The organism is Hymenobacter chitinivorans DSM 11115, assembly GCF_002797555.1.
Taxonomy (GTDB): Bacteria; Bacteroidota; Bacteroidia; order Cytophagales; family Hymenobacteraceae; genus Hymenobacter; species Hymenobacter chitinivorans.
Genome location: NZ_PGFA01000005.1, coordinates 166,382 through 186,634, shown reverse-complemented (window position 1 = coordinate 186,634; position 20,253 = coordinate 166,382). Strand labels below are relative to the sequence as shown.

The window sequence follows — 20,253 nt, the reverse complement described above, 5'->3', positions numbered from 1 at the left end:
ATTTTATTTCGCCCGCCCTACGGCTGGGTTTAACGCCCTCCCCACGGGGTTGGTCTGAAAACGGGGCTTGCGGCCTGCTCAGCGCCGAATTGGCGTAATAACCCGGCCGCAGCAGAAGTAGTATCTGACTACTCTAATCCTTTATTGCACTTCCCTAATTTTTCGCCCCATGAGCTACATTACCGCCGGCAAAGATGCCAATGGCCACGACGTTAAACTTCACTACACCGACCAGGGCCAGGGTAACCCCGTGGTTTTGATTCACGGCTGGCCCGCCTCCCACGAAATGTGGGAATACCAACTGGCCGAACTGCCCAAGCACGGCAACCGCGTTATTGCCTACACCCGCCGCGGCTTCGGTAACTCGTCCAAAACCTGGGAAGGCAACGAGTACGACACCCTGGCCGACGACCTGAAGGCCGTGCTCGACGAGCTGGACCTGCAGGACGTGACGCTGGTGGGCTTCTCGATGGGTGGCGGCGAAGTAGCCCGCTACATGAGCCGCCACGGTGGGGCCCGCGTCGGCCGTGTGGCCTTCGTGGCCGCCGTAACGCCCTTCCTGCTCAAAACCGACGACAACCCCGACGGCGCTCCGAAGGAAAACTTTGACAAGATGATTGAGGGCCTGCGCAAAGACCGGTTCGATTTCCTCTCCACGTTTGGCAAGCAGTTCTTCGGCGTGGGCACCCTGAGCCACCCCGTAAGTCAGGCCACGCTCGACTGGATGCAGGCTATGTGCCAGATTGCCTCGCCCCGGGCCACGGAGCAGGACGTGTACGCCTTTGCCGCTACCGATTTCCGCCAGGATCTGCAGAGTATCAAGGTGCCGACCTTAGTTATTCACGGCAGCAACGACGAAACCGTACCGGCCAAAGTAAGCGGGCAGCGCATGACCCAGTACCTGCCCCACGCCCAGTACATCGAGTATGACGGAGCGCCGCACGGCCTGTTCGTCACCGAAAAGGACCGCCTGAATCAGGACCTGCTCAACTTTATCGGCGTGCAGTCGAAGGTAGGCACGGCTGGCAACCGGTCTTTTTAAAAGTCAATTGTAATCATAGGTAATTAAAAAAGGCCCGCTCTGTGAGCGGGCCTTTTTTGGTAGCGTAAGCCGGCAGCCGAAGCTTAAGCCGCCCGTCCCATCTGGCGCAGGAAGGAGACGTGGGAGGCCACGGCGTAGCGCATCTTGGGATACTCGATGTACTCAATGTTGAACTCCTGGCACATCTGCTTGATGATCTTGCTGATGGCCGGGTAGTGCACGTGCGAAATCTTGGGAAACAAGTGGTGCTCGACCTGGAAGTTCAGCCCGCCCACCAGCCAGCTGATGACCTTGTTGTCGGTGGCGAAGTTGGCCGTCGTCTTGATCTGGTGAATGGCCCACTCGTCTTCCATTTTACCGGTGGTTTCGTGGGGTACCGGGAAAGCCGTATGCTCCACGGTGTGGGCCAATTGAAACACCAAACTCAGCACCAAGCCCGCAAAGCAGGTGGTAACGGCAAAGCCCGCCAGCCAGCCCAGGAAGCCGACCGTGTAGATGGGCAGGGCAATGTAGAGGAAGAGGTTGAGCACTTTGAAGCCCCAGAAAATGAGGTGGTCGGCCGTGTCCATCTTCTTGAGCGGCATGGCCCCGATTTTCTTGGTGAAGTACTTCTGGTAATCCATCACGAAAATCCAGGAAATGTACAGCATGCAGTACAAGAACCAGAAGTACAGGTGTTGAAAGCGGTGCAGCTTGTGGCGGGGCTGCCCCACGCTCATCCGCATCCAGGGTTGGATGTCAATGTCGTCGTCGGCACCTTCGATGTTGGTGTACATGTGGTGCACCACGTTGTGCTTGGCGTTCCACATATAGCTGCTACCACCCAAGATGTTCAGAGTAAAGGCCGCAAAGTGGTTGAGCCACTTGTTGTTGCTGAACGAACCGTGGGCGCCGTCGTGCATTACGTTGAAGCCGATGGCGGAAATGACGCCGCCCATCAGCACGCACTCCAGCAGGGCCCAGGCCGTGGCGGGCGTGAAAAACACCAGGTGCACGTACAGCAGCACGAAGGCCGAAGTCAGCAGCAGGGCTTTGCCGGCAATGCGGAAGCCACCAGTGCTGGACTTACCGGCTTCTTCGAAATATTGGTTGGTACGGGCTCGTAACTCGGCGTAAAAGTTACGCGGAGGAGCAAACTTGGGAAGCGACATCAACAAGGGAAATGGGTTGTGCAACCCGGCTCAGAGCCTGGGTCAGCGGCGCGGCAAGAGGCCGGCGGCGCTTATTCTGACGTCCACACCTTGCGGATATCTATTCTGCTTTTGACCCGAAAGTCAACAATACCAACGCAAAAGCCCGGCTTTTGCACTTTTTTTCGACCAGCTTAGGCCCGTCCCATCTGGCGCAGGAAAGAGACGTGGGAGGCCACGGCGTAGCGCATCTTGGGATACTCGATGTACTCAATGTTGAACTCCTGGCACATCTGCTTGATGATCTTGCTGATGGCCGGGTAGTGCACGTGCGAAATCTTGGGAAACAAGTGGTGCTCGACCTGGAAGTTCAGCCCGCCCACCAGCCAGCTGATGACCTTGTTGTCGGTGGCGAAGTTGGCCGTCGTCTTAATCTGGTGAATCGCCCACTCGTCTTCGAGCTTGTTAGTCGTCTCGTGCGGCACGGGGAAGGCGGCGTGCTCCACGGTGTGGGCCAGCTGGAACACGAGGCTCAGGCAGAAGCCGGCCACGCAGCCAAACACGACAAAACCTACCAGCCAAGCCCAAAAGCCGACCAGGTAAATCGGCATAGCCATGAACAGAAACAGGTGCAGCACCTTGAAGCCCCAGAACACGCCCTGGTCGGTGGCCGTCATTTTCTTAATCGGCACCTCCCCTATCTTGCCCTTGAAGTACTTCTGGTAGTCCATGAAGAAAATCCAGGCAATGAAGAGCAGGGCGTAGAAAAACCAGAAGTACAGGTGCTGAAACCGGTGAAAGCGGTGCCGGGGCTGGGTGGCACTCAGGCGCAGCCAAGGCTGGGCATCGATGTCGTCGTCGAAGCCGTCCACGTTGGTGTACATGTGGTGAATCAGGTTGTGCTTCATGTTCCACATAAAGCTGTTGCCGCCCATCACGTTGAGGGTAAAGGCGGCAAACTGATTGATCCACTTCGACTTGCTAAACGAGCCGTGGGCCCCGTCGTGCATCACGTTGAAGCCAATGGCCGAGCCCACGGCGCCCATCAGGGCACATTCGACCACGGCCAGCAGCGCCGTTGGAGTAAAGAATACGACGTGCACGTACAGGGCCACAAAGGCCACGGTCAGCACAATAGCCTTGACAAACAGGCTGGCAGTGCCCGTCTGCTCCTTGCCCGATTCCTCGAAGTAGGCGTTGATGCGGTTTTTTAACTCGGTATGAAAAGAGCGGGAAGCCGCAAACTTGGGTACTGCTGACATGAACTGATGCTGGGTGGATTGCTGCAAAGATACCGCTCTTAACAGCAGCTGCACCGTAATTGGTGCGCCACGCCCACATTTTGTACAATTCCGCCCTGCAGCCCAAGCATTGCCAGCTTCAGCTTCCGCCTGCAAATCTGGTAGTTAGCCAGCCCGCGCCAGTATTCAACCTACCTACTATATACGGCCTACAACACGCCCTTTCGGCCACTACGGGAAACCCCGCGGGCAAAAAAAAGCCGGAAGCTGCTGCTCCCGGCGTTAGTTAGTAAGATAGGCATGCCAATTTTGGTCGATGGTGCCGGCACTGAGCCTGAGGAAACCCGACAGCGTCGGTTTCTTGGGCACCTGCCTGATGGTGAGCCCGGCTTCCGAGGGCGTGCGGTGACCCTTGGCGTGGTTGCAGCGGGCACAGGCCGTCAGCAAATTGGTCCACGACGACTCGCCGCCGCGGGACCGGGGCAGCACGTGGTCCAGGGTGAGGTTTTTGGTGGAGCCGCAGTACTGGCACTCGAAATGGTCCCGCTTCATAATGTTATGCCGGCTTAGGGCAATGCCCTTGTAGGGCACGCGCACGTAGCGCTGCAGGCGAATGATACTGGGCTTGGGATAGGCAGAAGAAATGGTACGCAGCACCCCGTGGTCCGACTTGGCTATCATCTCGGCTTTGTCGAGGAAGAGTAGCACGAAAGCCTTCTGCACGCTGCACAGCGTAATGGCGGTGTAGTCGCCATTGAGAACTAGCACTTTTTGGTCCATACGCTCGGTGAAAAGATCATCTGATACAGCGAAAGCTAGATGATTCTAAGCGTATTAACAATACCCGCCAGCTTAAGTTTCCTCCGGCGAAAGAGGGATTAATGTGCGAATGTGGAGAATGTGCTAAATGTGGAAAATGTGTCCTTGCGAGGCGTGAGCCGTGGCAATCGGTCCGCTGAAATGTGCCGAACTCTCTAAACCGAAAAGCCCCTTACTACCGCGTGTAGTAAAGAGCTTTCTGATAAAAGGAAGTTTGTCACTAGCAGAGGACGGATGGCTTCGCTACGCTCGCAATGACACATTCTATACATTCAACCACATCAGCTACATTCAACCACATTCGCACATTAATCCAGGATGCGCTTGATGAGGCGGAGCTTGTGGGTGTACTTCTGGGTTTTGCGGTTGAAGATGCCGTTGTGGTCGAGGGGGTCGATGCGGACCTCGCCGCTGGCGTGCAGAATCTGCTGGTCGTCGAGAAGCAGGCCCACGTGGATGATGTTGCCGTCGGCGTTGTCGAAGAAGGCCAGGTCGCCGGGCTGGGTCTGGGACACGAAGTGCACGGTGCGGCCGTGGTCAATCTGCTGGCGGGCGTCGCGGGGGAGCTGCACCCCAATCAGGCCGTAGAGCTGCTGCATCAGGCCCGAGCAGTCGACGCCAAACAGGCTGCGGCCGCCCCAGAGGTAGGGCGCCTTGAGGAAAATCTGGCCGGCTTTGAGCAGTAGGGCCAGGCGCTTGTCGGTGGGGCCCTGCAGGCCGTGGCCGTTCTGAGGGTTGGTGGCGGCCCCATTGTAGAAGTACGTCTCCTCCCCTACCCGCAGCGTCATACCGTCGAAAAAGGGCAGCCGGGCCCCGATGGTGACCGGGATGCGGACCTGGGCGTTGCTCACCACCTGCACCACGTCGAGGCTGCGGGGGTGGTCCTGGGCGCTCCAGGCGGCCAGGTACTCGCTGGTCACGGGCTGGTGCTGCTTGGGGTCCATCCAGCCCACGTAGTTGTCGGCCGTGGTCCGGATTTGCTGCCAGTTGCCCTGGGTGATGAGCACGGTGTAACAGTCGCCGAAAATCAGCTGGGTGACAATTTCGGCTTTATCCGCAGGCTCGGCCCGCACCGGCACGACGCTCAGCGCGCAGATTCCGTGGTTCAAGGGGGAATGAGTGAATGAGTGAATGAGTGAGTTGTCGTTCTGGTATTTCACCCACGTAAATTTCTATTTCGGCGAGCCGTACGCGAAGCTCTCCTTTAAATATCAGTCAGGCAAACAAGCGCTGCAAAAACTGCCTTCACTCCTTCACCACTTCGCTCATTCGCCTAGTATTCCCGGGCGCGGTCCATTTCGCGCTTCTGGTCTTTGGCCTTGATGTCGTCGCGCTTGTCGAAGAGCTTTTTGCCCTTGGCCAGGGCTATTTCGAGCTTGGCAAAGCCCCGGTCGTTGACGAAGAGGCGCACGGGAATAATGGTGACGCCCTGCTCCTGGGTTTTATTGGCCAGCTGGCGCAATTCCTTTTTGTTGAGCAGCAGCTTCCGCTCCCGCTTGGGCTCGTGGTTGTTGTAGGTGCCCAGGGTGTACTGCGAAATGCTCAGGTTGTGGACCCACAGCGAGCCGTCGGGGTGGAAGGTGCAGAAGCCGTCCTGCATGTTGACGTTGCCTTCCCGGATGCTTTTGATTTCGGTGCCCTGTAGCATCATGCCCGCGTCGTATTTGGCCAGGAAGCTGTATTCGTAGCTGGCGCGGCGGTTCAGGATGTTCACGCGCTTGGGCGTATCGTCTTTTTGTTTGGCCATGATGGGGTGCAAAAGCCGCCGCGCAGCCGGAGCCGCGCGGCGGGTACTATATAGAGTAGCGTAGGTACGCAAATTAGCCGGCTTGGGCCATTAGAACGTGGTGGAGACGCCAACTTGCGGCTCGCCGTTGAACGATGGACAATGCATAATACGGCAGTACTGAGCAACTTCAGCAACGATTGAGGCGCAACTATGCGGCTTTACGTGAGCTTCAGGCGCGGGTCGGGGCTGACAAGCGGGCTGGCAAAGTCCTGGGCCTGGTACTGAAAATGGGCCGTCATGGCCACCATGCCGGCGTTGTCGGTGCAGAACTCGAAGTCGGGAATAAAGACCTCCCAGCCTTTTTCGGCGGCCAGCTCGGTCAGGGCGGCGCGCAGGCCGGAGTTGGCCGCTACGCCCCCGGCCAGAGCCAGCTGGGTCAGGCCATTATCCTGGGCGGCCCGCACAAACTGGCGCAGCAGGGTTTGGATAATCGTGTGCTGAATACTGGCGCAGAGGTCGGCCAGGTTTTCCTGCACGAAGTTGGGGTTCTGGGCCGTTTGCTGGCGCAAAAAGTAGAGCACCGACGTTTTCAAGCCGCTGAAGGAAAAGTCGTAGCCGGGCATGGCGCCCACCGGAAACGGAAAGCGCGTGGGGTTGCCCAGCTTGGCCTGCCGGTCGAGGTGGGGGCCGCCGGGATAGGGCAAGCCCAGCAGCTTGGCGGTTTTATCGAAGGCCTCCCCGGCCGCGTCGTCGATAGTTTGCCCGATGACCTGCATGTCCATCGGGCTGCGCACGATGACGAGCTGGGTGTGGCCGCCGCTGACGGTCAGGCACAAAAACGGAAACGCCGGCCGCGGGGCCCGGATAAAGTGGGCCAGGATGTGGGCCCGCATGTGGTTGACGGCAATCAGGGGCTTATCCAGGGCCTGGGCGAAGGTTTTGGCGAACATACTGCCCACCAGCAAGGAGCCCAGCAGGCCCGGCCCCTGGGTGAAAGCCACCGCGTCGAGGGCGGATTTGTCTACCTTTGCCCGGCGCAGCGCCTCCTGCACCACCGGAATCAGGTGCTGCTGGTGGGCGCGCGAGGCCAACTCGGGCACCACGCCGCCGTATTGTTCGTGCACTTGCTGCGTGGCTACCACGTTGGCCAGGATTTCACCGCCGGCCATAACGGCGGCTGACGTATCATCACAGGAAGACTCGATGGCCAGAATGACGGGGGAATGCATGCGTATCGGAAAGGTTAGAAGCGGCCCGGCCAGCCAGTTGACGGCGGCGGGCTGCATAATTTTACTACAAAGGTCGTTTAAAACACGTAACCCCGCTGTTTGTCCCGGATTCGGTTCCTAGTAATGAGCGAAGGCCGCCGCCGACGCGGTTTTTGAAAACTACGCCGCGGCCCAGGCAGCCATTGACTTAAAACCCGCATCTTCGTACGCAAGCCCAACATTTTCCAGTTCCCATTCCGTGCCCCGGTTCGTCTCCATCACGCTTAAAATTCTGCTGAGCCTGCTCCTGCTCCTGGGGCTGGTGGTGGGCGGCGCGTTAGTGGCCCTGCGGATTCCGAGCGTGCAAACCAACCTGGCCCACCGCGCCGCCGCCATGCTCACCGAAAAGCTCGGGCAGCGCGTCATCGTGGGCCGCGTGGACGTGCGACCCTTTACGCGGGTGGTGCTCGAAGGCGTGCGGGTGCTGGACCGGCAGGGCGGGGAGCTGTTCAACATTGGCAAGGCCGACGCCGACATCGAGCTGTTTTCCATCTTCGACCCCAGCCACCTGCACGTGGGCAAGCTCACGCTGGAAGAGCCCCGCTTTGCCCAGATAACCTACGCCAACCAGCCCGATTCTACCAACCTGTCGCAGTTTCTGGCCTCGGTCAAGCGCCTGATTGGGCCTTCCGACACAACCAAGGTTTCCAAGCCCTTCGACTTTCAGATCAAGGAAATCGGGCTGCGCAACGGCCGCTTCGTACTCGATAGGCGCAACCGGCCCCGGGCCGCCACCTACGGCCGCAGCATCGACTACGACCACATGTACATCGACAGCATCTACGGCGACGTGTCGCAGCTGTGGTTGCGGGCCGACACGATTCACGCCCAGATTGACGGGCTGCGGGCCGTGGACACGCCGTCGAAAACCCGGCTCAAGGAGCTGACGGCCAACATGACCTATGCTGACAAGTTCTGGGAATTTGCCGGCCTGGATTTGCGGGTGGGCAACAGCCGCCTGAAGCCCTACGTCAAGTTCGACTTCAAGCACTTCCTCAACTTCGTCGACTTCAACGACTCGGTGAAAGTCACGGCCCGCCTGGATTCGTCGCGGGTGTACTCCGACGATATTGCCCTGTTTGCGCCCCAGCCCTTTATGCGGGAGCTCAAGGAAACGGTGCTGATTTCGGGCGAGGCCAAGGGCTACGTCAAGAATTTCACGACCAAGAACCTGGACGTCGTCTACGGCCGCAACACCCGGGTGCGGGGCAACATCAACGTGCAGGGCCTGCCCAACCTGAAGGAAAGCTTCGTGGAAATGCGCCTCAAACCCTCCGTTATTGACGGGCGCGACATCCGGCGCTACATTCCGGCCTCGGGCTGGCCCTACGTGGCCCGTCTGGGCACGGTACGGCTCAACGGGCAGTTTCTGGGCTTCTACAACGACTTTGTGGCCAACGGCGCCTTCCGCACGGCCCTCGGTGACGTCGTCTCCGACGTGAATATCAAGTTCAAAAATGACCCGGCCTACTCCACCTACGAAGGCGAGGTCAAGACCACCGCTTTCCAGCTGGGCAAGCTGCTCGGCGACGAAACGATGGTGCGCGACATTACCATGAACGGCCGGGTCGAAGGCGTGGGCTTTACGCCCGAGCGGGCCCGGCTCAAGGCCAATGCCAGCGTGCAAAGCATCTGGCTCAACGGCTACCGCTTCCGCAACATCACCACCAACGGGCAGTTCAGCCGCCAGTCGTTTGCTGGCAAGCTGGCCGTGAATGACCCTAACCTGCAGATTGACGCCAACGGCACCATCGACCTGAACAAGGCCCGGCAAGCTTTCGACGTGAAGGCCCGGGTGCGGCGCGCCGACCTGCGGGCCCTGGGCCTGACCAAGCAAAGCGTGGTGGTGGCTACCACCGCCGACGTGAAATTCGAGGGCCTCAAGCTCGACGACCTGATTGGGCGCATCATTCTGCGCAACTCCCGCCTGAGCTTCGCCGGCCGCACCGTGCCCATCGACACGCTGGACGTGGTGAGCCAGCGCACCGGAGCCCAGCGCCGCGTGACGGTCCGCTCGGAAGTGCTCAACCTGACGGCCGACGGCAACTTCCACTTCAGCACCGTGGCCCGCGACGTGCAAACCCTGCTGACCGAGTACCAGCTCAACTTTGAAAGCAACGACGCGGCCATTGCCAGCTACTACCGCCGCAAGCAGCAGCGCCCCATTGCCGACTACCAGATTGCCCTGGACTTGTACCTGAAGCAGGCCAACCCGGTGCTCCAGCTGTTTGTGCCCAGCCTCACGCTGTCCGACTTCTCCCGCATCGAGGGCTCCTTCCGCAACGGCCCAACGTCGATTTTCTCCCTGGCCGGCCACTTCAATGGCATTCAGTACGACAGTGTGCGGGCCGTGAATACCGACTTCGAATTCAACACCAGCAAGCTGCCCTATAAGCCCGAGGTGCTGGCCCAGGCCAACATTACCTCCGAGCGGCAGGTGCTGCCGGGCCTGGGCAACACCGAGAAGTTCTATGTGGAAGGCGTCTGGGACCAGGAGCGCATCAACTTCTCCACTTCCCTGGCCCAAACCAACACCACCAACAAGGCCGCCATCAACGGTTCGTTGGCCTTTTTGCCCGAAGCCGTGCAGATTGTCTTCCGGCAGTCGGGCGTGAACCTGCTGGGAAAGGACTGGAACATTGCCGCCGACAACTCGGTCATCATTTCGGGCGGGGGCAAGGAATTCAACATCCAGAACTTCACGCTCAGCAACGGCCCGCAGAGCATCAGCGCCCAGGGCTTTCTGTCGACCGACCCCAGCAAGCAGCTGCAGTTGGCCGTCAAGGATCTGGACCTGACCACGCTCAACTCCCTGACCAACCAGGATATTGCCGGCCGGGTAAATGCCGCCGGTACCATCAGCGGGGTGTACGGCCCCCTGAAAATCAACAGCACCCTGGGCATCGACTCCCTGCAGTTTGATAAGGTGCTGATTGGCAACGTGCGCGGCAGCAGCGAGTGGAACAACCGCAACGGGCAGCTGCTGGTGGATGCCGACGTGCTGCGCGACCAGCAGCGGGTGGTGCGCGTGGCCGGTACTTACGCGCCCCAGGCCAAGGAGCAGCAGCTCAACCTGACCGCCGTGCTCGACAATGCCCCCGTGAAGCTGGCCGAGCCCCTGCTCAACTTCCTCTTCAAGGACATGGGCGGCACGGCCGCGGGCACCCTGCGCCTGACCGGCCGCCTGGCCGCGCCCAACCTGATTGGCAACGTGGACGTGACCAACGGCAAGCTCACCTTTATCTACCTGGGCACCACCTACACCTTCTCCGACCGGATCCGCTTCGGTGAGGACCGCATCAACTTCCGGGAAATCAAGCTGCGCGACCCGCTGGGCAATACCGGCGTGCTCGACGGCAACATTTTCCACCAGGGCTTTAAGAACATGCGCCTGGGCTTGCGGGCCGACTTCACCCGCCTGCTGGTGCTCAACACGACCCGCAAAGACAACGAGCTGTACTTCGGCACGGCCTATGCCACCGGCAACGCGGTAATCTTCGGGCCCTCCGACAACCTGGTGGTGAACGTACGGGCCCGCAGCGACGCCGGCACCCGCCTGTCCTTGCCGCTCGATAACGCCGCCAAAGCCGAGCAGGCTAACTACATCAAGTTTGTGAACCGCAACCTGCGCGACACCACGACGACCGTGAAAGTGCCCACGGCCTCGGAGGGCAAGATTGACTTGTCGGGCCTGCGCCTGAACATGAACCTGGACGTGACGCCCGACGCCTACGTGGAAATTCTGCTCGACGAAAGCACCGGCGACATTATCCGGGGCTCGGCGGCCGGGCAGCTGCGCCTCAACATCGACACCCGCGGCGACTTCAACATGTTCGGACAGATTGAGATTGTGCGCGGGGCCTACAACTTCACCCTTCAGGGTCTCATCAACAAGGAATTCGTGGTGCGGCCCGGGGGCACTATTTCCTGGAACGGCGACCCGCTGGCCGGCGAGATGAACGTCACGGCGGCCTACACCCAGCGCACGTCCCTGGCCCCGATTCTGGGCCAGGCCGCCCTCAACAGCCGGGCCGTGGTGCCGGTGACGGCCGTAATGAACCTGACCGGCCCGCTGCTGCTGCCCGTAATTCGCCTGAGCCTGGAGTTCAACGACGCGCCCTCGTCCCTGGAAGGCGACCTGACGGCCTTTACTTCCTCGCTTCGCAACGACGAGCAGGAGCTCAACCGTCAGGTATTCAGCCTGCTGGTATTCAAGCAGCTTTCCCCGCCCGGCCAGTTTACCCAGATCAGCCTGCGCGGCAACGACAACACGGTCCAAAATAGTCTGGGCCAGATTCTGAGCACCCAGCTGGGCTTGCTCACCTCCCAGATTGACCAGAACCTGGAAATCGACTTCAACATCAACGGCTTGTCGGCCGAGCAGCTCCAGGCTCTGCAGGTACGCCTGAGCTACAGCTTCCTCAACGGCCGCCTGCGCGTGACTCGGGAAGGTGGTTTCAACAACGGCGCCGCCACGAATGGCACCGGCACCGGTACGGGCACGGGCACTGGTAATACGACTGGCCAGGCCTCCCTGCTCGGCGACCTGAGCCTGGAATACTACCTGCGGCCCGACGGGAAATTCCGGGCCAAACTGCGCTACGAAACCACGCCCCGCGACTTCAGCGCCGACGAGTCGGCGCTGACCAACCAGGCCCGGGCCGGCGTCAGCTTGGTCAACACCGAGCAGTTCGACTCCTTCCGGGAGCTGTTTTCGCGCAAGCGCCTAAGCCGCCGCGCCGCCGCCGCCCGCAAGGCCCGCGAGGTGCTCAACGTGGACGACGACCCGCGCACGGTCCTGTAATTCTGAGGCTGCTTGTTGATTGATGCTTGTTGGACATCGAACAATAACAATCAACTCCCAACAATCACCAATCAACCTTACCTTTGCCGCATGGCCCAAAACCGCCCGACTCGTAAGAAAAAGCTTGGTAGCTACCCGCACCTGATGGTGGTGTTCAGCATCACGCTGTCCTTACTGGTCATCGGTTTGTTTGGCCTGTTGCTGATTCACGCCCACAAGCTGAGCAACCTGGTCAAGGAAAACATTGAAATGCAGGTCTACCTCGACCGGGACCTGCCGGAAACCCAGCTGCTGCGCCTGCAGCAGGATTTGAGCCGCAAAAAGTACGTGGCCTACAAGAATGACCAGCCCCAGGTGCGGTTCCTGTCGAAGGAAGAAGGCGCCAAGCAGTTTCTGGACCAGACCGGCGAAGACGCCGTGCAGTTCCTGGGTGATAATCCGCTGCGGGACGCTTACCTACTGAAAATCAGCGCCGAGTATACCGATTCGACCCAGATGCGGCGCATCGTGCAGGAGCTGCGGGCCGAGCCGGGCGTGTACGAGGTGGAATACGTGCAGAGCTTTATCGACTCGGTCAACAAGAATCTGCGCAAAATTAGTCTGGTGCTGCTGGGCTTTGCCCTGGTTCTGACGCTGGTGGTAACGGTGCTCATCAACAACACCATCAAGCTGGCCCTGTTCTCGCAGCGCTTCCTGATTCGGAGCATGCAACTGGTGGGCGCCACCTCGTTTTTCATCCAACGGCCCTTTCTGCGGCGGGCTACCTGGCAGGGCTTTGCCAGCGGCACCATTGCCGCGCTGCTGCTGCTGGCCCTGCTCCAATACGCCTACCTGCAGCTGGAAGAGCTGCGCCTGCTGCGCGACGAGCGCCTGATTGCCGGCCTGATGGTGGGCATGGTGCTGCTGGGCTGTGGCATTGGCTTTCTGAGTTCCTACCGCGCCGTGCGCAAGTACCTGGGCATGTCGCTCGACGATTTATATTGATTTTTCTAGTTGTTAGTTGCTGGTTGTCAGTTGTTAGAACAGAGCCGACCAGCAAAACAACCTAACAACTGACAACCAGCAACTAACAACTAACCATGGAACCCACGCAAACTCCCCGCTTTGCCTTCGGCAAGCGCAACTACCGCCTGATGTGGCTCGGGCTGGCTATTCTGGCCGCCGGCTTCATCACCATGACCCTGGACTCAGCCGATTACGGCGAAGGGTTCCTGGGCATCACCCTGGGCCCGATTCTGCTGGCCGTGGGCTTTATTATCGAGTTCTGGGCCATTATGGCCAAGCCCGGCGACGCCGCGCCCGTGGCTACCGACACCGTTACCCGCGCCGAAACCACGCCGCAGCCGAGTGCTCCCGCCGCACCGGTGGCTCCCGCTCCCACGGCTCCTACCTACAAGCGTTCCTAAATGAACTACTGGCACGCCCTGATTCTGGCTATTGTCGAAGGCTTAACCGAGTTTTTACCCGTTTCCAGCACCGGCCACATGATTATCGTGGCCAACCTGTTGGGTATCGGCCAATTGCCCTTTACTGAAACCTACATTACCTCCATTCAATTCGGCGCTATTCTGTCGGTGGTGGTGCTCTACTGGCGCCGCTTCCTGCAGAGCTTCGACTTCTACGTGAAGCTGGCCGTGGCCTTCGTGCCCTTTGGCCTGCTGGGCTTTCTGCTCAAGGACGTCATTGCCGAGCTGCTCAAAAGCGTGACGGTGGTGGCTTCCTCACTGGTGGTGGGCGGCATCGTGCTCTTGTTCGTGGACCGCTGGTTTAGTGAGTCGCGCAAGCAGGTAACCACGCCGAGCACGCTGCAGGCTCTCAAAATCGGCTTGTTTCAGTGCCTGGCCCTGGTGCCCGGCGTGTCGCGCTCGGCGGCTACCATCGTGGGTGGTCTGGCCCAGGGCTTCGACCGCCGCTCGGCCGCCGACTTTTCCTTTTTGCTGGCCGTGCCTACCATGTTCGTGATTACGGCCTACGAGATGTACAAAACCTACAAGGTCAACGCCCCCGTGGCCGGCGACCTGAAAGTGCTGGCCTTCGGCAACGTGGTAGCCTTTATCGTGGCCCTGCTGGCCGTGAAGTCGTTCGTGAACTTCGTGTCGAAGTTTGGCTTCCGCGCCTTTGGCCTCTACCGCATCATCGTGGGCATCACCATTCTGGTAATGATTGCCTTGGGCATTAATCTGCAATTAATATGAGCTCGGAAGAGACGCCCCAACAACGCCGGTTCGACTTCGAAGCCGGTGAGGTGCTGCTGCTCGACAAGCCCCTGACCTGGACCTCGTTCGACGTGGTGCGCAAGGTCAAGAACACGCTGCGCATCAAGAAAATTGGCCACGCCGGCACCCTCGACCCGCTGGCTACCGGCCTGCTGATCTTGTGCACGGGCAAGAAAACCAAGCAGATTGACTTGATTCAGGCCCATGAAAAAGAGTACACCGGCACCTTCCGCCTGGGCCAGACCACGCCCTCGTTCGACCTGGAAACCCCGGTGGATGCCGAGCTGCCCTACGCGCATATCACGCCCGAACAGCTCCAGGAAGCCGCCCGGGCCTTTACCGGCCCGATTCAGCAGACGCCGCCGCTGTACTCGGCCGTCAAAATCAACGGGGAGCGGGCCTACGAGGTGGCTCGCCGCGGCGACACGGCCGAAATAAAGTCCAAGGAAGTCACCATCAAGGAGTTTGAGCTGACCGGCATAGCGCTGCCCGACGTGCACTTCCGGGTGGTGTGCACCAAGGGCACCTACATCCGCAGCCTGGCCCGCGACTTTGGCCAGCACCTGGGCTGCGGGGCCCACCTGACCAAGCTCGTGCGCACCCGCATCGGGGAATACCGCGTGGAAGATGCCCTGACGATGGAAACCCTGGAAGCCCTGCGCCCACCGCGGCCCGAGGGTGAGGCCAGCCGCCCACCGCGCCCGGCCAAAGCCCGCCGCCCCGAGCCCCGCGCCGGCCTGGAGTATTATCAGGCCCAGACCAATCCGGCGCCCGACTCAGACCCGGCCGCCCCGGCTTCGTAAACAGCTACCCGGGCGAGACTTTGCTCATTCACCGCTTCACTCATTCACCGCAGATGGAAGTCTTTCACGACCCGGCGCAGTTTCCTCACCTCGGCAATGCCACCGTTACTACCGGCACTTTCGACGGCGTGCACCTGGGCCACCAGAAGATTTTGCGCCGCCTGCTGGAAGTAGCCCGGCACACCGGCGGCCCTTCGGTGGTCATTACCTACTGGCCCCACCCCCGCCTGGTGCTCGAGCCGCCCCTGACTCACCCCCAGCCCCTGAACATTCAGCTGCTTTCCTCGCTGGAAGAGCGCACCCAGCAACTGGCCGACTTCGGGGTGGATTACCTGCTCATCGTGCCCTTTACTAAGGAATTTTCGGAGCTGACCTCGGAGCAGTACATCCAGCAGATTCTACTCGACACCGTCGGGGCTCGTAAGCTGGTGATTGGCTACGACCACCGCTTCGGCAAAAACCGGGAGGGCAGCTTTGAGCACCTGCGCCAGCACGCCGACCGCTACGGCCTGGAAGTAGAGGAAATTCCGCGCGAGGACGTGGACGCCCTGGCCGTGAGCAGCACCCGCATCCGCCGGGCCCTGCAGGCCGGCGACGTGCTGACGGCCAACCGCTACCTGGGCTACAGCTACCCGCTCACCGGCACCGTGGTGCGGGGCAAGCAGCTGGGCCGCACCATCGGCTTCCCCACGGCCAACATGCAAGTGGAGGAACCCTTGAAGCTGGTGCCCGCCCGGGGCGTGTACGCCGTCATGGCCACCACGGCCGCCGGCACCCACCACCAGGCCATGCTCAACATCGGGGTGCGCCCCACCGTGGCCGGCAACCTCGACCAGACCATCGAAACTCACCTGCTCGACTTCGACGGCGACTTGTACGACCAGCCCCTGACCGTGCAGCTGGTAGCCCGCCTGCGCGACGAGCAGAAGTTCAACGGCCTCGACGAGCTCAAAGCCCAGCTGGCCAAAGACGCCGAGGATGCCCGCCAGCACTTGGTCGGCGGCTGACCTTGTTTATTCTGTCATCCTGAGCAAAGCACAGGACCTTCCTCACCTAGCCCAAGACGGCCTGCTTAAATGCCAAATCCCTTTCCCGCGCCGCCCGGAAAGGGATTTGGCATTTAAGCAGGCTTGTCACTCAGACGAGAAAGGACCTTCGCCTCCGCTTCATGCGCGGAATGTGCAGGATGATAGATAGGAATGCCGGCCTAGTTTGCTTCTCAGCGGACCGGGCGGCTTCAGTTCCCGGGCATCTTGCTATTTTCGACCCGCAAACCCTCCTTTCCCACCCCATGATCAACAAAGTAGTAGCCGATGCCCAGGCGGCCCTGCACGGCCTCACCGACGGCATGACCCTGATGCTCGGCGGCTTCGGCCTGTGCGGCATTCCCGAAAACTCGATTCAGGAAATCCTGCGCCGGGGCGTCAAAAATCTGACCTGCATCAGCAACAACGCCGGCGTCGACGACTTCGGCATTGGCCTGATGCTGCAAACCAAGCAAGTCCGCAAGATGATTTCGAGCTACGTGGGCGAGAATGCCGAGTTTGAGCGGCAGCTGCTCTCGGGCGAGCTGGAAGTAGAGCTGATTCCGCAGGGCACGCTGGCCGAGCGGTGCCGGGCCGGTGGCGCGGGCATCCCCGCCTTCTATACCCCGGCCGGCTATGGCACCGAGGTGGGTGAAGGCAAGGAAAGCCGGGAGTTCAACGGCAAGATGTACCTGCTCGAAACCGCCCTGCACGCCGATTTTGCCTTCGTCAAGGCCTGGAAGGGCGACACGGCCGGCAACCTGATTTACAAGGGCACGGCCCGCAACTTCAACCCGATGATGGCCACGGCCGGCAAAATCACCGTGGCCGAAGTAGAAGAGCTGGTACCGGCCGGTGAGCTGGACCCCAACCAGATTCACACCCCCGGCATCTTCGTGCAGCGCATTTTCCAGGGCAAAGACTACGAAAAGCGCATCGAGCAACGCACGGTCCGACCAACCTAATGTGCGAATGTGAGAAATGTGCTGATGTGCTAAGGGCTAGTGGCCGGCCCCACGTTCCAGCATCTTTTCCCTAATCCTTTCCCACAGTTTCACATTAGCAATTCACCACCTTAACATCATGCTTGACAAACACGGCATTGCCAAACGAATAGCCCAGGAAGTAAAAGACAACTCCTACGTCAACCTCGGTATCGGCATTCCGACGCTGGTGGCCAACTACATTCCCGAGGGCATCAACGTGGAGCTGCAGAGCGAAAACGGCCTGCTCGGCATGGGCCCCTTCCCCACCGACGACCAGGTGGACCCCGACCTGATCAACGCCGGCAAGCAAACCGTGACGACCCTGCCCGGCTCCAGCCTCTTCAGCTCGGCCGACTCCTTCGGCATGATTCGCGGGGAGCACGTGGATCTGACCATCCTGGGGGCCATGGAGGTGTCCGAAAACGGGGATATTGCCAACTGGAAGATTCCGGGCAAAATGGTAAAAGGCATGGGCGGCGCCATGGATTTGGTGGCCTCGGCCAAGAATATCATCGTGGCCATGCAGCACGTGGCCAAAGACGGCAGCAGCAAGTTGCTGCCCGCCTGCACCCTGCCCATCACGGGCCTGCGCTGCGTGAAGAAAATCGTAACCGAGCTGGCCGTGCTCGACGTGACGCCCGACGGCTTCGTGCTGCGCGAGCGGGCCCCGGGCGTAACGGTGGAGCAGATTCAAGCGGCTACGGCCGGCAAGCTGGTGATTCCCGAAAGCGGCGTGCCGGAGATGAGCCTGTAAAACGTTGGCAGGTCCGCGCTGCGGGGCGTATCTTGGAAGGAAACTTTCTCTTTACGCCCCGCAGCCGCTGCCTATGCGCCCTACGTTTTACTCTTTGTTGACCGCCGGGCTTATGCTGGCAGTTGCTCCGGCTCGGGCCCAGGTGTCGCCCATCATTACCCGCACCGACATGCCAGCCGTAACTACCCAGGTGCCCGTCGACTCACTGCGCCTGAGCCAGGTCGCGGCGCTGCCAGCCAGTGCCCCGCCCCTAAACCAACGCGGGGCCAACCAAACGTGGAATTACGCCGGCCTGCTGCCCACGGCCCAAACCGTGGACCGCTACGTAGCCGTCAGTGCCACGGCGCCCATCTACCAGCTTTCCTTCGGGGCTTTTGCCGGCCCGAACCGGGCCACGGTGGCCGCCCCCGAGCCCCTGCCGGTAGCCGCCACAGGCCTGTTTCCCATCACCGACCCCTACCAGTTTTACGCCGTAGCAGCTGCTACGGCAACCGTGCAGGACTACCGCTCGGTGGGCTTTGGCGGCACGCTGGCCGGCCTCACCGTGCCCGTGACGTACCGCAGCACCGCCGAGCAGGACGTTATTTACCGCTTTCCGCTCAGCTACGCCAGTGTACCCGATTCGAGTCAGTCGTTTTTTGAAACGCCCACTGCGGCCGCCGCTACCGGCTATCTGAACCGCAAGCGCAAGCGCGTAAACAAGGTAGATGCCTGGGGCACGCTCACCACGCCCTTCGGCACGTTTCAAACCATCCGGGTGGTGAGCAAGCTCCTCGACCACGACAGTATTGCCATCGGCGGCGCGCCCGGCCTGGGCTTCGCGGTGCCCGTCACGCGGGAGTACAAGTGGCTGGCCAAAAATCACCACGTGCCTCTGCTCACCATTACGACCCAGGAAATCGGGGGTGCGGAAACGGTGACGGCCGTGCAGTACCGCGACGTATACCGCCGCCTGGTGCTGAGCCGCACTCCGAATGCTACCCTGGCCGCCGTAGCTGCTTACCCCAACCCCGCCGCGGCAGGTGAGCCGCTCTCCGTGCGGGTACCCGCCGGGCCCCTCACGCTCCGGGCCACCGATTTGGCCGGCCGCCTGCTGTTTGAGCGCCAACTCACGGCCACCGGTGCGCCGGTAGTGGTGCCGGCCGCGGCCTTTGGCACCTTCCGCGGCTCGGCCCTGCTTTGTATCGGCACCCGTGAGGGCACGGTGGTGCGGCGGCTCGTGCGCCAGTAGCCTTACCGGCGCAAACCAGCCCGGGGCCCAGCCGCGTAGGTTGGCTTCTTTTCTTTTCCTGCCGTTTACACCTTGCCTATGCTTTACCTGCTCTTTCTGGCCGTGCTGCTGCTGACTTACTCCAACGGGGCCAACGACAACTTCAAGGGGGTGGCCACGCTCTGGGGCAGCGGCACGCTGGCCTACCGCCCGGCCCTGGTTTTGGCCACGGTAGCCACGTTTGCCGGCTCGGTGTGCTCGTATTTCTTTGCCTCCGAGTTGGTGCAAAACTTTTCCGGCAAGGGCCTGGTACCCGACGACATTATTCAGTCCACGGCGTTTATTCTGGCCGTGGCCCTGGCTGCTGGCATTACGGTGCTGCTGGCCACGCGCCTGGGCTTTCCCATTTCCACCACCCACGGCCTGGTAGGCGCCCTGGTGGGTGCAGGACTGGTGGCGGTGGGCCCGGCGGTAAACTTTGCCAAGCTGGGCACCACGTTTTTCCTGCCCCTCATTCTGGGCCCGGTGCTGGCCGTGGGCGTGGGTAGCGCGGTGTATCTGGGGCTGCGGCGGGGCCGGCAGGCGGCGGGCATCACCCAGGAGTCGTGCGTGTGCGTGGGCAGCACCTGGGTGCCCGTGGCCGCGCTGGATGCCCCGGCTTTTGCGGCCCTGCCCGGCGTGCAAACCACCCACGACACGCTGACCAACTGCCAGAGCCGCTACCAGGGCACGTTTTTCGGCCTGAGCTTTCAGCCCCTCATCAACAACCTGCACTACCTGAGCGCCGCGGCCGTGAGCTTTGCCCGGGGCCTCAACGACACGCCCAAGCTGGTGGGCCTGCTGCTGGTGTGCCGGTTTTTCTCGATGCCGGTCAACGTGCTGCTGCTGGCCGTGGCCATGGCCGTCGGGGGCCTGCTCAACGCCCGCAGCGTGGCCGACACGATGAGCAAGAAGATTTCCAGCCTCAACCACGGCCAGGGCTTTACGGCCAACATGGTTACCAGCCTGCTGGTCATCTTTGCCAGCAAGCTCGGCCTGCCGGTGTCGACGACCCACGTATCGGTAGGCAGCATCTACGGCATCGGGCTGGTCAACAAAACCGCTAATTCCCGCGAAATTGCCCGCATCGGCCTCTCGTGGGTGCTGACGCTGCCGGTGGCGGCCCTGCTGAGCGCGACGCTGTATTTCCTCATTCATACCTTCACTACCTAAGCCCGCCTCCGTGG

At 61.0% G+C, this 20,253-nt stretch carries 17 protein-coding genes; 11 read left to right on the top strand and 6 right to left on the bottom strand.

Features of this window, described 5'->3' with window-relative positions:
- Positions 1-169 precede the first annotated feature (169 nt).
- Positions 170-1,042 carry an alpha/beta fold hydrolase gene (locus CLV45_RS23445; protein ID WP_100338934.1) on the top strand — a complete coding sequence of 291 codons (873 nt, stop codon included), beginning with the start codon at positions 170-172 and terminating at the stop codon, positions 1,040-1,042.
- A gap of 83 nt (positions 1,043-1,125) precedes the next feature.
- On the opposite strand, the gene CLV45_RS23440 is transcribed toward CLV45_RS23445, so the two are convergent.
- The 6 genes from CLV45_RS23440 to tsaD form a co-directional block, all read right to left on the bottom strand.
- On the bottom strand, positions 1,126-2,193 hold the full coding sequence (locus CLV45_RS23440; protein ID WP_100338933.1) for a fatty acid desaturase family protein: 1,068 nt from the start codon (positions 2,191-2,193) through the stop codon (positions 1,126-1,128).
- A 173-nt stretch (positions 2,194-2,366) separates the two neighbouring features.
- Positions 2,367-3,434 (bottom strand): fatty acid desaturase family protein, encoded by a 1,068-nt coding sequence (locus tag CLV45_RS23435; protein ID WP_100338932.1) that lies wholly within the window; start codon positions 3,432-3,434, stop codon positions 2,367-2,369.
- 261 nt (positions 3,435-3,695) lie between these two features.
- A complete protein-coding gene (locus CLV45_RS23430) occupies positions 3,696-4,193 on the bottom strand; it encodes an HNH endonuclease (RefSeq protein ID WP_100338931.1) in 498 nt (165 codons plus the stop codon).
- A 347-nt stretch (positions 4,194-4,540) separates the two neighbouring features.
- Entirely contained in the window at positions 4,541-5,341 is an 801-nt protein-coding gene (locus CLV45_RS23425; RefSeq protein WP_245882974.1) for a C40 family peptidase, read from the bottom strand.
- Between the two features lie 164 nt (positions 5,342-5,505).
- A complete protein-coding gene (gene smpB / locus CLV45_RS23420) occupies positions 5,506-5,979 on the bottom strand; it encodes an SsrA-binding protein SmpB (RefSeq protein ID WP_100338930.1) in 474 nt (157 codons plus the stop codon).
- Positions 5,980-6,179: 200 nt separating this feature from the next.
- On the bottom strand, positions 6,180-7,190 hold the full coding sequence (gene tsaD / locus CLV45_RS23415; RefSeq protein WP_100339061.1) for a tRNA (adenosine(37)-N6)-threonylcarbamoyltransferase complex transferase subunit TsaD: 1,011 nt from the start codon (positions 7,188-7,190) through the stop codon (positions 6,180-6,182).
- A 238-nt stretch (positions 7,191-7,428) separates the two neighbouring features.
- Here tsaD and CLV45_RS23410 point away from each other — a divergent pair, with 238 nt between their 5' ends.
- The 10 genes from CLV45_RS23410 to CLV45_RS23365 all read left to right on the top strand — a co-directional run bounded on the left by CLV45_RS23410 (position 7,429) and on the right by CLV45_RS23365 (position 20,239).
- Entirely contained in the window at positions 7,429-12,033 is a 4,605-nt protein-coding gene (locus CLV45_RS23410) for a translocation/assembly module TamB domain-containing protein (protein ID WP_100338929.1), read from the top strand.
- A 90-nt stretch (positions 12,034-12,123) separates the two neighbouring features.
- Complete coding sequence (locus CLV45_RS23405; RefSeq protein ID WP_100338928.1) at positions 12,124-13,017, top strand: cell division protein FtsX; 894 nt, start codon at positions 12,124-12,126, stop codon at positions 13,015-13,017.
- 95 nt (positions 13,018-13,112) lie between these two features.
- Positions 13,113-13,439 (top strand): DUF3098 domain-containing protein, encoded by a 327-nt coding sequence (locus tag CLV45_RS23400; protein ID WP_100338927.1) that lies wholly within the window; start codon positions 13,113-13,115, stop codon positions 13,437-13,439.
- Positions 13,440-14,228 carry an undecaprenyl-diphosphate phosphatase gene (locus CLV45_RS23395; protein WP_100338926.1) on the top strand — a complete coding sequence of 263 codons (789 nt, stop codon included), beginning with the start codon at positions 13,440-13,442 and terminating at the stop codon, positions 14,226-14,228.
- Positions 14,225-15,052, top strand: a complete 828-nt coding sequence (gene truB / locus CLV45_RS23390) for a tRNA pseudouridine(55) synthase TruB (RefSeq protein WP_100338925.1) — start codon at positions 14,225-14,227, stop codon at positions 15,050-15,052. Before CLV45_RS23395 ends, truB begins: the two co-directional genes overlap by 4 nt.
- 53 nt (positions 15,053-15,105) lie before the next feature.
- On the top strand, positions 15,106-16,059 hold the full coding sequence (locus tag CLV45_RS23385; RefSeq protein ID WP_100338924.1) for a bifunctional riboflavin kinase/FAD synthetase: 954 nt from the start codon (positions 15,106-15,108) through the stop codon (positions 16,057-16,059).
- A gap of 284 nt (positions 16,060-16,343) precedes the next feature.
- On the top strand, positions 16,344-17,042 hold the full coding sequence (locus tag CLV45_RS23380) for a CoA transferase subunit A (RefSeq protein ID WP_100338923.1): 699 nt from the start codon (positions 16,344-16,346) through the stop codon (positions 17,040-17,042).
- 118 nt (positions 17,043-17,160) lie between these two features.
- On the top strand, positions 17,161-17,817 hold the full coding sequence (locus CLV45_RS23375) for a CoA transferase subunit B (protein WP_100338922.1): 657 nt from the start codon (positions 17,161-17,163) through the stop codon (positions 17,815-17,817).
- Positions 17,818-17,929: 112 nt separating this feature from the next.
- A complete protein-coding gene (locus tag CLV45_RS23370; RefSeq protein ID WP_100338921.1) occupies positions 17,930-19,048 on the top strand; it encodes a hypothetical protein in 1,119 nt (372 codons plus the stop codon).
- 78 nt (positions 19,049-19,126) lie between these two features.
- On the top strand, positions 19,127-20,239 hold the full coding sequence (locus CLV45_RS23365) for an inorganic phosphate transporter (RefSeq protein WP_100338920.1): 1,113 nt from the start codon (positions 19,127-19,129) through the stop codon (positions 20,237-20,239).
- The last annotated feature ends 14 nt before the right edge of the window (positions 20,240-20,253 follow it).